The sequence below is a fragment of the Mesorhizobium sp. M0244 genome (genome assembly GCF_040321795.1).
Lineage (GTDB): Bacteria > Pseudomonadota > Alphaproteobacteria > Rhizobiales > Rhizobiaceae > Mesorhizobium.
This window is the reverse complement of the sequence record NZ_JAMYSE010000070.1, coordinates 19108-32839: the sequence shown is the minus strand read 5'-3', so window position 1 is coordinate 32839 and position 13732 is coordinate 19108. Positions and strand designations below refer to the sequence as shown.

Annotated in this window: 12 protein-coding genes and 1 pseudogene; 4 read left to right on the top strand and 9 right to left on the bottom strand. The window is 58.1% G+C overall.

The features are described 5' to 3' along the window. The 3 genes from NKJ08_RS28835 to NKJ08_RS28825 form a co-directional block, all read right to left on the bottom strand. Positions 1-853 (bottom strand): helix-turn-helix domain-containing protein (locus NKJ08_RS28835; RefSeq protein WP_352784552.1); only part of this gene is annotated, 853 nt, incomplete at its 3' end. 340 nt (positions 854-1193) lie between these two features. Further along, the gene (locus tag NKJ08_RS28830; protein WP_352778373.1) at positions 1194-1847 is read right to left on the bottom strand and encodes a DUF1345 domain-containing protein; all 654 of its coding nucleotides are present in this window, start codon (positions 1845-1847) and stop codon (positions 1194-1196) included. 253 nt (positions 1848-2100) lie between these two features. Next, a complete protein-coding gene (locus NKJ08_RS28825; protein ID WP_352778371.1) occupies positions 2101-2922 on the bottom strand; it encodes an alpha/beta fold hydrolase in 822 nt (273 codons plus the stop codon). A gap of 1772 nt (positions 2923-4694) precedes the next feature. On the opposite strand from NKJ08_RS28825, the gene NKJ08_RS28820 reads away from it, so the two are divergent. Continuing rightward, positions 4695-5357: a response regulator transcription factor gene (locus NKJ08_RS28820; protein WP_502896206.1), complete on the top strand. Its 663-nt coding sequence runs from the start codon at positions 4695-4697 to the stop codon at positions 5355-5357. A gap of 161 nt (positions 5358-5518) precedes the next feature. Next, a pseudogene (locus tag NKJ08_RS28815) lies at positions 5519-5731 on the top strand (response regulator transcription factor); the annotation flags it as partial. Positions 5732-5987: 256 nt separating this feature from the next. On the opposite strand, the gene NKJ08_RS28810 reads toward NKJ08_RS28815, so the two are convergent. After that, positions 5988-6791, bottom strand: a complete 804-nt coding sequence (locus tag NKJ08_RS28810) for a YoaK family protein (protein ID WP_352784547.1) — start codon at positions 6789-6791, stop codon at positions 5988-5990. A 264-nt stretch (positions 6792-7055) separates the two neighbouring features. On the opposite strand from NKJ08_RS28810, the gene NKJ08_RS28805 reads away from it, so the two are divergent. Together NKJ08_RS28805 and NKJ08_RS28800 are read left to right on the top strand one after the other, a co-directional pair. Beyond that, the gene (locus tag NKJ08_RS28805) at positions 7056-7934 is read left to right on the top strand and encodes an NAD(P)-dependent oxidoreductase (protein ID WP_352784544.1); all 879 of its coding nucleotides are present in this window, start codon (positions 7056-7058) and stop codon (positions 7932-7934) included. Between the two features lie 211 nt (positions 7935-8145). After that, the gene (locus NKJ08_RS28800; RefSeq protein WP_352526933.1) at positions 8146-9204 is read left to right on the top strand and encodes a helix-turn-helix transcriptional regulator; all 1059 of its coding nucleotides are present in this window, start codon (positions 8146-8148) and stop codon (positions 9202-9204) included. A gap of 551 nt (positions 9205-9755) precedes the next feature. On the opposite strand, the gene NKJ08_RS28795 is transcribed toward NKJ08_RS28800, so the two are convergent. From NKJ08_RS28795 to NKJ08_RS28775, 5 genes are all read right to left on the bottom strand, one after another. Further along, the gene (locus tag NKJ08_RS28795; RefSeq protein ID WP_352778366.1) at positions 9756-9980 is read right to left on the bottom strand and encodes a hypothetical protein; all 225 of its coding nucleotides are present in this window, start codon (positions 9978-9980) and stop codon (positions 9756-9758) included. 211 nt (positions 9981-10191) lie between these two features. Then, positions 10192-10719 (bottom strand): Dps family protein, encoded by a 528-nt coding sequence (locus tag NKJ08_RS28790; protein WP_352526935.1) that lies wholly within the window; start codon positions 10717-10719, stop codon positions 10192-10194. 168 nt (positions 10720-10887) lie between these two features. Then, positions 10888-11121 (bottom strand): DUF1427 family protein, encoded by a 234-nt coding sequence (locus NKJ08_RS28785; RefSeq protein ID WP_352778365.1) that lies wholly within the window; start codon positions 11119-11121, stop codon positions 10888-10890. 5 nt (positions 11122-11126) lie between these two features. After that, positions 11127-12053: a quinone oxidoreductase family protein gene (locus NKJ08_RS28780; RefSeq protein ID WP_352784539.1), complete on the bottom strand. Its 927-nt coding sequence runs from the start codon at positions 12051-12053 to the stop codon at positions 11127-11129. Positions 12054-12204: 151 nt separating this feature from the next. Continuing rightward, positions 12205-13731, bottom strand: a complete 1527-nt coding sequence (locus NKJ08_RS28775; protein WP_352778361.1) for a DegQ family serine endoprotease — start codon at positions 13729-13731, stop codon at positions 12205-12207. Position 13732: the final 1 nt, after the last annotated feature.

Here is a 13732-nt window from a genome sequence, read left to right as displayed (position 1 = left end):
TTGACCGCCGCCACTGATGCGGCGTGTCACCCATGAAACGTTTGAACACCGTGGTGAAGTGAGACTGCGTCTGGAATCCGACGCTGAGCGCGACGTCGACGATCGACGAATCATGCTGCAAGAGGAGCTCCCGTGCTCGTTCGATACGACGCCGCAACAAATATTCATGAGGACGAATGCCGGTCGATATGCGAAATTGGGCAGCGAAGTGCATTGGTGAGAGCCCCGTTACTGCGGCGAGGTCGCCAAGCGTGATCGGCTCTGCCAGGTTCGCATCGATGTACTCAAGGGCGCGCTTGAGCCGCCATCTCGGCAAAGCTCCACAATTGCGTTTTGGCCGAAAGGGATCGGGGCGATGGTCATGGCCCAGAAGCCGCGCGGCGATCGCTAGTCCGACGGCGCTTGCGTAGATTTCGCCGAAATGCTCGTCCATCCCGTCGATTCTAAGCAGGGCGCGGGCCAATTCCTCTATCGCGGAGTCGGCCTGCGATCGGAGGTCCAGAAACAAACATCGATCGGGTCCTGCCTTCTCGCGAAAAATTCCCAAACGACGCCGCAAGTCGTCGTTACCGATCCTGAGAAAGCGCACTGCCATTCCCTTCGGGAGCAGGCGCATAACCGCATCCAGCAAGTTGGCTCTTGTTGGGTCGTCGACCAAACCCCCTGGTTCTTTTGGATCCGGCACGAATAGGATCAGATTTACCTGTCTCGTCGCTATTCCGACGACAAAGCCTAAGCGTGAAGCAGCTGACGAGGTCGAATGCTTTGGGAGGCCGCTGTCTTCAAAATTGGTGTAGTCGTTCCAGAACTTGGGAATGCTGATCCCTTCGATTCTGCGCAATTCGAACGACATCGTTTGCCTCCATAACTTTTCGCCGATGCAGTCTCCGAAAAACATAGAACGCACAAGTATAATGAGAGCATTCTGTGCCACGCCTGCCGGTCATGCTGGCGAGTTTCGGACTGCTATGGAATTTAGATAATCAAGTTCGGCTCTAAACGGCTATTCTACCGATGGCAATCGACCTACGCGAATGATTTGGCCTGGATATACTTAGGTATGAGACCGTCGCCCTCGCCCGGAATTGGCACGGCAATCCGATCGACGTCCGGCGTGGCATCTACAACGCCACAGCACGATCTGTCTGTTGCGCAGTTCCATGGGCGTTCTGCCGTCACGCCACGTTGAAAGCTCACCCAAAATAGAGAACTCCGACGAAGACATTGACCATCAGAGCCAGCACAATCACGCTAAGGACGAAGGAGATCAGCGCGTGCAAGAAAACGATATGTCTGATCGGTCCCGATCGGACCCCTACATCGGTGACCTGAAAGGTCATGCCTATGGTGAACGCAAAGTAGATAAAGTCAAAATAGTCAGGTTGTGTGGTGCCTGGAAATGCCAGGGGCCGATGATTTCGCTGCTGTCGACGATAGAACTCGTAGGCATAGTAGAAAGCGAAAAGCATGTTAAGAAATCCCCATGCAAGCATGATCGTCGCTGACGCCAACACGATCTCATTCACCGATTTTTGGTGGACGCCCGAAAGTTCCAGACCGAGTGCTCCCAGGATAACGACACAAACAGCGATGCCGGTCATGAGCACAGAGAACTTCCGCTCATTCTCCTCGCCCGCACGCCTCGGCATCATGCGACGCGCTGTCTTCCAGGCGATGACCAGGCATGCCACAATCATCATGAGCGTCGTTATGTCGAAAGCGATGAGGGCCGCGCGAAGCAACTCGAAAATATGTTGAAGTACAAGATAAAAACATAGGCCGAGAGCTGCCATCACCGACAGGCGTGGCCGAAAGACGTGAGGGCGCAGTGCTTTGTAAATAAACACGCTGACCCTGCGCCGCCTGTAGCAATTTAACATTATATGGATACCGCCCGTAGTTCATGATCTGATTTGAACGTTCGATAGCGCTGCTTTCAAACCTTGCCGTTGAGCGGCTTGGTTTGAACAACTTGATACTAGGTACAAAAACGGTCGAAGCCGCCCTGCGGGCGGCTCGTGTTGACCGCGGACTAATCGGTGAGAGCCGGCGATCGGATGGCCTCCGGCATCATGCAAAAGGCAGCTTCATCCCTGTTGCTCAGACTTTGAAAAACGCCAGCAAGTCCTCGTTGACCTGATCCTTGAGCGTCATACAGAGACCGTGCGGGGCGCCCTTGTAGACCTTCAGCGTCGCACCTTTGATGAGCTTTGACTGAAGCAGGCCGGCGTCAGCGAACGGCACCATCTGGTCGTCGTCACCTTGCATGATCAGCGTCGGCACGTCGAACTTCTTCAGGTCTTCGGTCTGATCGGTCTCGGAGAACGCCTTGATGCAGAAGTATGCGGCAGGGAAACCCGTCATCATTCCTTGCCGCCAGAATGAGTGGCGCGCTCCCTCCGAGACCTTCGCGCCTGGCCGGTTGTAGCCGAAGAATGGCAGGCTGAGATCTTTCCAGAATTGCGAGCGGTCGGCGTGGACGCTGGCGCGCATCTTGTCGAACACCTCGAGTGGCGTGCCGCCAGGATTGGTCGGCGTCTTCACCATCAGAGGCGGGACGGAGGCGATCAAAACGGCCTTCGCCACACGCTTCGTGCCGTGCCGCCCGATGTAGCGAGCAACTTCCCCGCCACCCGTGGAGTGGCCGACGTGGATGGCGTCCTTGAGATCAAGCTTGTGGACAACTTCCGCGAGATCGTCGGCATACGTGTCCATGTCGTTGCCGGTCCATGGTTGGCTCGACCGCCCGTGGCCACGGCGGTCATGCGCAATGCAGCGATACCCGTGCGAAACAAGAAAGAACATCTGGTCCTCAAAGGCATCTGCGCTGAGCGGCCATCCATGGCTGAAGACCACTGGCTGCCCGGTGCCCCAGTCCTTGTAGTAGATTTCTGTACCGTCCTTGGTTGTGAAGGTGCTCATGGGCGTGTTTCCTTTGGGCTGGAACAGATGGAGGCGCTTGCCTGACGGGAGATTGCCGCGTCAGCGTCGAATGCAGACTTGCGACAGCGGCAATGCCGGCGCTACGAAAACTGACGTTGGGCGGAGGTCGGTACGTCTGGGAGGCAATAGTGAACCGTGTTGTGACGAATTGCGTTCTGCACAATTGCGGTTTGGGCGCACAGCGCTGTGCTTGCCAAGACAATCCTAAACGCGGGTATCCGCAGTCCCATATTGTACGCAGGTTGGCAGGCGTAATGTCCTAGTTTGAAATAAATATACCAATATACCTAGAGGCCTCTGACAATCCGCGAACCGGCGAATGCTAGTGCAGTGACGATCGGCTAGTTCTCTGGGCCTTAAGCGCCACGTCGCCTCGCGTTAGATGAACTGATTGGCATTCTTTCGGTTTACAAAAATAATTCCTTAAATTTAGTTTGAGTGCATTTCGTATAGTGTTTTAAGGCCGCCGAGAAGCCTAAATGAATACTGCCGGCATGAACAATCGAAGTCTTGCGGGGCTGTGCAACAGAACGACATAATGGGTGAAATCGACATGCGCTCTTTTTCCATCGAGGCCGCACTCGCGGCAATTTTTCTGTCAACCGCTTGCGCCTCTGCGGCAAGTTCGCTTCCGTCACAGACACAGCAGAAGCTCGATCTTGTCGTACGAAAGGAGCACAGAAACCACGTAACGTTGCCGAGGCATCTCCAAGCACCGACTGCCCGTTCGACTGCGACGCCCCTATCGCAGCTCAAGGGCGACAACGACAAGTATCCCTCAGTCGATTCTGGCCTCTTTTCGGGCATGTATGGGTTTTGACGAGATATGCTGGGCTTCTCGCGACGCAGTGATTGCGGTCGAAAGTCGCCTTCTGATCCAGCCATCATTTCGACCACGGTTGCAGTCGGGCGCCAATTGCGACGTCAGATTCTTGTCCTCTCCGAAAATCGGCGCGATGCAGGGCGCCGCAACAAGTCTCATCGCGAAAAGTGCCGACGTTGGCAACCCTCCGGCGACCGAGGATAGGATCCGTATATTAGAGCCACGACGGCGTTGGGCGGCAGTTTCCAGCCTCCTGGACAAGCGGCGCCCGAGTAGCAGGTCTTCACGGCAACCAGCTTGATGAATTCGACCGCCATAGGGAGCCGGCTAACCCTGCTTGTGAGACAGAGGGAAAAATGGGCCGATGACGGCATGTCATCGGCCCAAGAACTCGCACGGTGAAAAACGCTCCCGGGAGGAAGAGCACCCTCACAATCGATCGGCGGGCGGGAGGGGAAGGCCCATGGGATCAATTGGCACGAGTTGGAGCGCTGCTATGATGTTATAGAAATGCACCGAACACCACAGATCGCAACGCCGACAACAAACTAGTACTCTTCGCCGACGGATGCTTCTTCGCTATTGCCAAGTTTGCATCGTGGTTGCGGATTTCGCGCGTTTTTCCGTAGGGACGTCAAGAGGAAAACCCGGCGCCTGAGGACGCGTCGCTTTCGCTGGCTTCGCAATCAAATTGCCGATCTTTCCTGAAAGTGCTTTTATCTCCACGACGGGGCTTAGCTGGGACGTTGCCGCACATGCCAGGTAGCCAAAACACGAGATTTTCCTTCGTTACGGTCAGGCGCCGCAGAATGTGCATGGGGCGGTGTTTCCCTTGTTCGATAATCCAGGCGATGTTGGCGGCGGGCTCATGCAACGCGAGGTCCGTCGTAACCACTGAGTTCTGTCCGTGGCCGCATCAAGAGACACGATCTTGACCGGCCGATTGCTCACGGATGATCCAGTCGCCCGCGGCAACGGGCCAATCGTCTTCATCGTTGAGGACGACATTTCATTCCGCGAGGCCCTCAAGAGGCTTTTTCGCACGGTGGATCTGAACACCGAGGTTTTCGGGTCAGCAGCGGAACTGCTGCAACACAAACTCCCGGATGTTCCGAGTTGCCTCATACTCGACGTTCGGCTGCCCGGGGTGAGCGGTCTTGATATTCAAAGCGAACTTGCCAGGGCAAACATCCACATTCCAATCATTTTCATGACCGGTCATGGCGACATTCCGATGTCGGTGAGAGCCATGAAAGCAGGCGCCGTCGATTTCCTGACCAAGCCGTTTCGAGACCAGGACATCCTGGACGCTGTTGTCGCGGCGATTGATCGCGATCGACGCAGGCGTGAAAAGGAGGGAGAGCTATCGGCTCTGCAAGCTCTCTTCGAGTCGCTGAGTGCACGCGAGCGGGAGATCATGGCATTGGTTACGACTGGGCTGATGAACAAGCAGGTTGCGGCCGAGGTAGGGCTGAGCGAAATCACCGTGAAGATACATCGCGGCAACGTCATGAAAAAAATGGGAGCCAAGACTTTGGCTGATTTGGTGAGAATGGCCGAGTCTCTCCACCTTCACCGTACCAAACAATAAAACCTCTGTATGACTCGTAGTCGGCGCTGAATGGACTAAGGTCGTAGACGCGCGACGAGGAGTCGCGCACAACTTTCTTGAGAGGATGTCAGCTGTCCAGCGTTCCGATAATCTCAATCGTCGATGACGATGAATCGCTCCGGATCGCCACCGCAAAACTGGTGCGCCTTCATGGGTTCCTCGTTCATGCGTTTGCGTCGGCTGAAGAATTCCTGGAGTCTCCCCACGTCGAGGACACTAGCTGCGTGATCACGGACATCCGAATGCCAGGCATGAGCGGCGTTGACCTGCAGGCTCATTTAATCGCCCAAGGCGTAAGGGTGCCTGTCATTTTCATATCGGCTTTTCCTGAGGATAGCAGTCGGAAAAGAGCATTGGAGGCCGGAGCGGTCGGCTTCCTGACCAAGCCGTTCGACGGCAAAGTGCTGATCGACTGCCTATCCAACGCTTTGCGGGAATCCGAATAGTCGGATCAATGCGGCGACGACCTCGAGTCCGCAGGCGAAGCCCTTCCCTCCTGAGGCCATCGCGCGGGCGAAGATATCGGGCTAACCTAGGTTCGCCAAATCCAAAACGCGCCTCACCACGCCAGCGCGCGGAGGCTCGGTTGAGATCATGAATGTGGGCTGGTCATCGGCGCAGCCAAGTGCCCTTGACGGCCCAGATAGCGAGAGTTGCTACGATGCCGACTGCGAACACCAAGCCATTGAGGCCTATCGAAGTGTACGCTAAGCCTCCCGCAACCGTGCCGGCAACGAAACCGAGCATGATCGGAGCAACTCGAGCCAGCGCGACCCGAGTGCGCTCGTCGCTGAGGCGCCATGCAGCGTCGCGAGGGTTGCGCCGATTCCGATGCGATGCGAGCAGCATGTCGGTGAGCTCGATCGCCAGTTGCGTGGTGTTGGTCGTCATCACATTGGTTGACCCGTATTGAACCAGCAGAAGCCGAACGGAGGCGCTCTGAACGCCCATGGCTGAGAGGTCGAACAGTACCGCAACCGATGTGACCGTCGTCACCCCTGACGAGACATCGACGCACGCCAGTCCACCGAGTAGCGCTGCCTCGAGCGCCAGGGTCGCGACCAAGGCTCTTCGGCTATCTGAGCCAAGCGCTCTCACGATTATGGTCGTCAACACCCCGGCCGCAAAGAAGATGGGGATTGCCAGCACCTTGATCAGAAAGCCATCGTTTTTGGCGACCAGTTCGGAGCCAGCCACCACCAAACTACCCGTCATCTGCGCAACAAAGAGGCCGGCGAATGCCAGGAAGGTACAACTGTCCACATATCCGGCAACGAAGGCCAAAAGCGCCGGGACAGCGATCGGAACGACGTCGGCGCCAGCAATTGGGACTTCTGTCGGCTCGGCGCGAAAGACCGGCCGAGCAACGACGTCGACGGTCGGCCCACAGCAACGAGGTTCTTGGTTGGTCATTGTGCCAGGCTTGCGTTGATTTCAGAAACTTGAGCCGCCACGCTGTCTAACGCACCGCTCTGCCCTCTGCTTCAGCCGCTTTGCGGCATTTGGATCGACATTGCGCAGATAGCGGTCAGGAGGCACCGCAGGGGTGACCGGCGCAAATACCGGCGCAAATAGTTGATAGCAGCAAGAAAAGCCCACGCGCCGCAACAAGGGCAAAGCCTTTTCGCAGACCGCCTCGTAGCGTCTGCCGCATCACCAAGAGGAGCTGGCAGAGATATGGAAGTCGGGTTTATCGGGTTAGGGCATATGGGCGCCGGCATGGCGACCAACCTCTTGAAAGCGGGGCATGATGTGACCGTTTACAATCGGACACGCGCGAAAGTCGAAACGCTGGTCACGCTGGGAGCGAAAGCGGCGGCCAATATGTCAGACGCCTGTCACGGCGATATCGTCCTGACCATGCTGGCAAACGACGAGGCCGTCGAGGACGTGGTGTTCGGCGACGGTGGCGCAATCCATAGCCTGTCGGTCGGCGCGATCCATGTTTCGTCGAGCACCATTAGTGTCGCATTGTCCGAACGGCTTGCCGCGGCCCACGCCAAGGCGGGGCAGCGTTTTGTGGCGGCGCCAGTGTTCGGCCGCCCTGATGTGGCGGCGGCGGGCCAACTTGTTGTCGCCGCCGCCGGTGCGCCGGATGATGTCAAGGCAGTTGCACCGCTCCTCGATGCAATCGGGAGACACACTTTCATCGTCTCCGAGATTCCGAAATTTGCCAATTTGGTAAAGCTCAGCGGCAACTTCCTGTTCGCTTCGGTTATCGAATCGCTCGGCGAAGCAATGGCGCTGATCGGCAAAGCCGGTCTCGACCGGCGGCAATATGCCGACTTTCTGACCTCGACCCTGTTTGGCCTCCCGGTCTACAAAGTCTATGGCGGACTGATCGCCGACGGAATTTTCGAACCGGCCGCGTTCGCAGCACCCCTTGGCTCCAAGGATATTCGGCTTGCCCTTGCGGCTGCCGAGGACTTGCGCGTGCCGATGCCGATCGCCAGCCTTCTCCGCGACCGGTTTCTTACCCTGCTGGCTAGTGGCGGCGACAAGCTCGACTGGTCGGCGATCGGCGGTCTTGCAGCCAAGGACGCCGGTCTGAAATGACCGGTCGAGTTGCGGGGCAAAAGTATGGCATCGTCGCAACTGTACAAATGATGGCAGCACTACTATCGACTGCGCCGTCCAATCCCAAACCAAAGTATGAGCAGTTCAAACCAACACTCTAGGGCCGCCTACGGATGTAGAATGGAGTAAATCATCACCGGCGCTTTACGCTGACATCAGATGGGATAGCCCGAAGGATGTGCGCCAAGCCATGTTGACGAATTCTGCCCCCAGCGACATCGATGCACTTGCGATTACGACCTTTGCGGGCAATGCGCCGCGATTGCAGCAAACCGGCCCACTTTTGGTGGGAGATTGGCGCGCTCCATTCAACGGCAGAAAGGCACAACGTGCCAGCTCCGCGGCGTACGCGCAGTTCGGGCGCCGGACCGTCGACGTGGCCGATTACCGCGTCGAGATATCTTCAGCCGACGCTGTGAGTAGTCGCACGGCGATTTCGGATGGGATAGTTGCTGAGGTAGTCCAAGCTGCAGGTCATGACAAATTCGAGTTCCGGTTTCGCGCGCCCATGCACTTACTGGTGGTCTATGAACAAGGCGCGCGGCGAGACGGTGATACCTTCGTCGAAGGTTTATCCCGATCGAAACTTCTGGATTTTGGTCGCAAGCTCACCTTCGTGCCCGCCGGCCGCGAATACCTTGAATGGCATGAGCCGCGGACGTCTGCGCGTCTCATGTTCATTTATTTTGATCCTGCCAAGCTGCAAGTTCCGTTCAACGCGGACACGGCAGATATGACGTTCGTGGCGAAGCTTTTCTTTGAGGATGCAACGCTTCTGGGCACAGCCCTCAAACTGATGAGGTCGCTCGAAAGCCCAAACCTGGAGAATCAGCGGTACCTGGAAGCGCTGGGTATCGTCCTGGCTCATGAACTGGTCCGTTTTCACAAAGGGACGCCGAGAGCCGAACCTCAGCTTCGAGGCGGACTCGCGGCTTGGCAGAAGCGGATAGTAACGGCGCATATCGATGCGCATTTGGGCGAACCGATACCGCTGGCCACTCTCGCGCAGCTTGCCCGGTTGAGCCCGTACTATTTCTGCCGCGCCTTCAAGCTGTCATTTGGTGTGCCTCCGCATCGGTATCACACCAGCCGTCGAATCGAGCATGCCAAAAGTCTTCTCGCGACGCGCGCTCATTCGGTGACGGACATCGGATTGACTGTCGGATACAGCGAAACCAGCTCATTCACGGCCGCTTTTCGAAAGGTGGCCGGCCTTACTCCGAGTGCTTACCAGCGGAGCCTCGGATAGGCCCTGGACCGCCCGGTTTGGCTGGGATTTGCGTAGTTCGAGAGTGTATCCCAAGATAGTTTCACCGCCGTCGAACTGGCGGTTTGTTCCCGCCAAGTCCGGCTGGATGTTTCAAGGCTCCGCAAGGCGGCGTCTTGGATACCAACGCCGGCGTTCATCACCCGGCTGTCTCAAAATGCATCGGCCAGGCGAAAGGCAGTCTTCGCCAAGGCCACGCGAACGTCGCGGGGCGCTGGCAAAGCGAGCCCGTTGAATTGAAAGGCGGATTTCGAAACTGAAGACTGCAGCGCGGGCCAGAAGCCCATCACGGTTCACCAGAAATACAGCCGGCTGCAAACGGCTGTCGCAAGTGCGGGACATCCAAGGAGACAGGTCGCGGCTGGTCCGGGACAGTCGCCAATGAGCCGACCTTGCAAGCCGATAGGCTAAATTCCGACCTACCAAATACCAAGCACAACTCGACGAACTCGCTCGGGATAAATCCTGGCGCGACAACACCCGCCGCTACAACGCAGCGGCGGGTGCCAAGACCAGGCGCTGGCGCCTGCTTTTTAGCGATTGTAGGGGCTGTCGTAGTGCCTGACGCCCAGAGGCGTGTTGTAGTGGTGAAACGAGTCAATGCCGTCAAACCAGCGCTTCTGAGCGAAGTCGCCGTAAGCGCCGCTGCCCTCATGGCGGCCACCGTGGCCACCGTCATGCGAGGCGGCAAAGGCCCCGGAGAGCGGAACGGTGATGATCATCGCGGCAAGCGCTGCCTTCAAAGTGATAGAACGCATGATTACAAGTCCTTTTCGATGAGGAAGGCGGCTATTTATCGACCGCGCATTCCGGTTACAGGCTCTCAGGAACGCTCAAACGTGATTTTCGTCTCAGTTCCTGGCCTTCATCGAATATCTAGGGTCGATCTGCAGAAATCTGTAATATATCAAGGTATAGTTTTGTGTATAAATAAGTATGGGTGTCGAATTTCGTCCGTAAAACTGAACTTCAAGCCCACGCGCTGGCACGGTGCAACATTTCGTAGAGAAACCACGTGCGCCGCTCGGTCTCGTCAATCCAGACCTCAAGAAGGCTAGCCGTTGCTACGTCATGGTAATTGTCGCAGGTATTATGTACCTCGCGCATCGCCGACGTGAGGCGTAGATTGTCGTCCCTCAACTCGTCAAGCATATCCTGCGGCTCGACGTATTCGGCATCATTGTCGGCGATGCGCTGAGTCCGCACAATTTGCCCGATGGATCGCAGTGTGGTGCCGCCAATTTTGCGGACCCTCTCGGCGATCGGATCGGTCATTGCGTAGATCTGATCACCATGCTCATCAAGCAGGAGATGATAGTCGCGAAAATGCGAACCGCTCATGTGCCAGTGAAAGTTTTTCGTCTTTAGGTAAAGGGCAAAGACGTCGGCCAGCAGGCCGTTAAGTCCCGCGCTGATATCGCGGGTTGCGTCCGAAGAGAGGTCGGTTATGCCCGACGGTCGCCGGGTGCGCAAAGCTATTTTTTTGTTCTCTGTCATTTGCTGAGACTCCTGTTAGCGTGGACGGTTCTTACGTTCAAAAAGCCGGATCGGTTTGCGAGGCGGCCTCAACCTGTGGCGCAGGGATCGCGGGCACGACAAAAGTTCCAAAGAGACTGTGCGTTGCTTGCGTCTCGTCTTGACTCTGCGCCTGCATGGTTCACTCTCTCAGTGTTTCGGGCGTTCGATGGTCGGACAGATTTGCGGGCGCCTGGGCAGGCGAGGCATCGTAAAGCTGGTTGCCGAAATGGTGTCGGGCCAGAAGGACGCCGCGTTCCCCTGCCAGCATCCCGAGCAGCCCGAAAGGGCAATCGCCGGTGGCGCCGGGGAACGTATCCCGCACAGGCCATAGCCTACCCCGACGGCCAACCCGGCGATGATTGAAAGTGCGGCCGAGAGCATGCGGTTCATCCCTGCGGTCGCAGCACGATCCGTCCGGCCTGTCCATCCGCCACGGATTGATAGGCCGCTGCCGCGTTAACCAGCGGGAATGTTCCGGCAATGAAGGGCGGCCGGTAGTCACCATCTTCGAAGCCAGGCCGCAGCCCCTCCAGGATGGCGCCGGCAGCGGTCAGGTCCAGCTTCAAGGTATCCACGCCGAAAATCCGGCTCTCATTGTGATAGAAGCCCGCGACGTCGAATGTCACCTCCCGCTGACCGGTCGCGCTTATCTCGATAAGGCGTCCCTGCGGCGCGAGGCAGGCCAACGATGTGCCAAACATGACGCCCCCCACGGCATCGAACACCAAGTCTGCGCCTCTGCCGCCGAGCGCATCACGCACGGCGGCTGCAGTGTCCGATGCCCCGGCAATGAATGCGTCCGTTGCCCTTGCGATTGCCGAGGCTAGGTCGGGGGCGGACCGATCCACGCCAACGATCTTGCTTGCCCCCATGCGCCGCGCGATTTGGGCCACGGCACTCCCGACCCCACCACCCGCCCCAATGATCGCGAGTGTCTCGCCGCTGCGCAGCGCGCCCGCATCCACCAAGCCGCGATGCGCTGCAAGGTAGTTCACGCCGACCGATGCAGCCTCGTCGAAACTCAATCTTTCCGGCTTGCGGCGCAGGCTGGCGACAGGAACGATGATGTATTGCGCATGGCTTCCGTCGCGGGTGAATCCGGCATTGCCGCTGCCCCACACGTCCATGCCGATCCATTCATCCGGTCCGACCTCCACGACGCCCGCGAAATCCCGTCCCGGAACGCGCGGCAGGGTGGTTTGCGACATCGCACCCGCCACGTTCTTCACGTCGCTCGGATTGACCGAAGCGGCTTCGACCCGAACCAGCGCCTCGCCATGGCCGGGCTTAGGGTCAGGAATGTCTGCGACCACCAGCGCATCGGGTGCGCCGAAGCGGGAGAATGTGATTGCTTTCACGACGGTGACCTTGTTCGAATGCCTGCGCGCCGGGGCGGTTGCCGGGATCAGGTGAGCTTGTAGGATTTTGCCCCCGTCCCGACGAGCATGCCACCATCACGGCGAACTAGCCCTTGCCGAACGGCAATGCGATGAATGTCTGCTGTTCGCCGCGCTCAATCAGCAGCAGCACCGACTTCTTGCTGGATTTTGCCGCGGCACTAATGGCCTGACTTGTCTCCTTCGCAGTCTTCACCGGCATGTGATTGACCGCGACGATGACGTCGCCCAATGCAATGCCGGTGGTGGCTGCCGGCTGGTCGGGATCGATCCCCTCCACCACGGCACCACGCACGCGCGAAGACACATTCAAGGCTTGGCGAACGGTTTGATTGAGGTCACCAAGCGCTAGACCGAGTGTTGGAAAACTGGAATGCACCGGCTGCGAAGAGTTGGTTGCGGATATCGGCTTGACACTGTCGTCGTTGCCGCCAATGACCACCGACAGCGCAACTGTCTTCCCATTGCGCCAAACGGACAGCGCCTCCCTCTTTCCCGGTACGAGATCCGCCACAGCTCGAGACAGGGTCTTGGGCTCCTTGATGGTTTGGCCGGAAAATCCGGTGATGACGTCGCCGGTCTCGATGCCTGCATGGGCGGCAGGCGATCCATCGCCGACATGAGCGACCAATGCACCTTCGGGCGTTGGCAGGCCGAGGGCGTTTGCGAGGTCCGGTGTGACCGGCTGCATCACGATGCCGAGCAACCCATGTTCGATCGAACCGCTTTTCACCAGCTTGGCGACGATCTGTTCAGCCTCATGGGAAGGGATCGCAAATCCGACGCCAACGCTGCCGCCATTGGGCGAATAGATCGCGGTGTTGATACCCACGACAGTGCCGTTGGTGTCGACAAGGGGCCCACCCGAATTACCGTGGTTGATCGGTGCGTCGATCTGCAGGAAATCGTCGTACGGACCACTGTGAAGATCGCGCCCGCGGGCGGAAACGATTCCCGCAGTGACTGTCGTTCCGATGCCGAACGGATTGCCGATCGCCAGAATCGGGTCGCCTGCCCTAAGCCTGTCGGAATCACCCCAGGCAATAGTGGGAAGGGGCTTCCCAGCCTTTACCTTCAGGACCGCGAGGTCCGACTTTGCATCTCGGCCGACAAGGGTTGCCGGGAGCTCCGTTCCATCGTCAAGCGTCACCTTGATGTCGGAAGCTCCGTCGATGACATGGTTGTTGGTGACGATGGTGCCATCTGAACTGATAATGAAGCCGGAGCCGAGGGCCTCTGCCAATTGCGTCGCTCCTTGCGGCGGCGCCTTGGGCGCCGGGATACCCCGATCGTCGAAGAATTGAGGCAACTGCTCGTCGGACGGCGAGCCGCCGTCGGAAGACTCGGTTTGGTCATCGGGCGCCGGTGAAGCTTTCATGATCGAGGTGATGGTCACTACCGCCGGCTTATCGGCCGCAACGATCGGAGCATAGGAGGTGGTTGAAGCAGGAGTGGCGGAGGCGACCTGGGAGGAGCCCGTTTCCGTATCGGCGAAGCTCGCGTTCAGAGCGACCCCAACGGCGAACGGCGCTACTACCACAGCGGAGAAAAGCAGCACGGCGCGGTGCCTGCGAAGGACGTTAGAAATTGACATG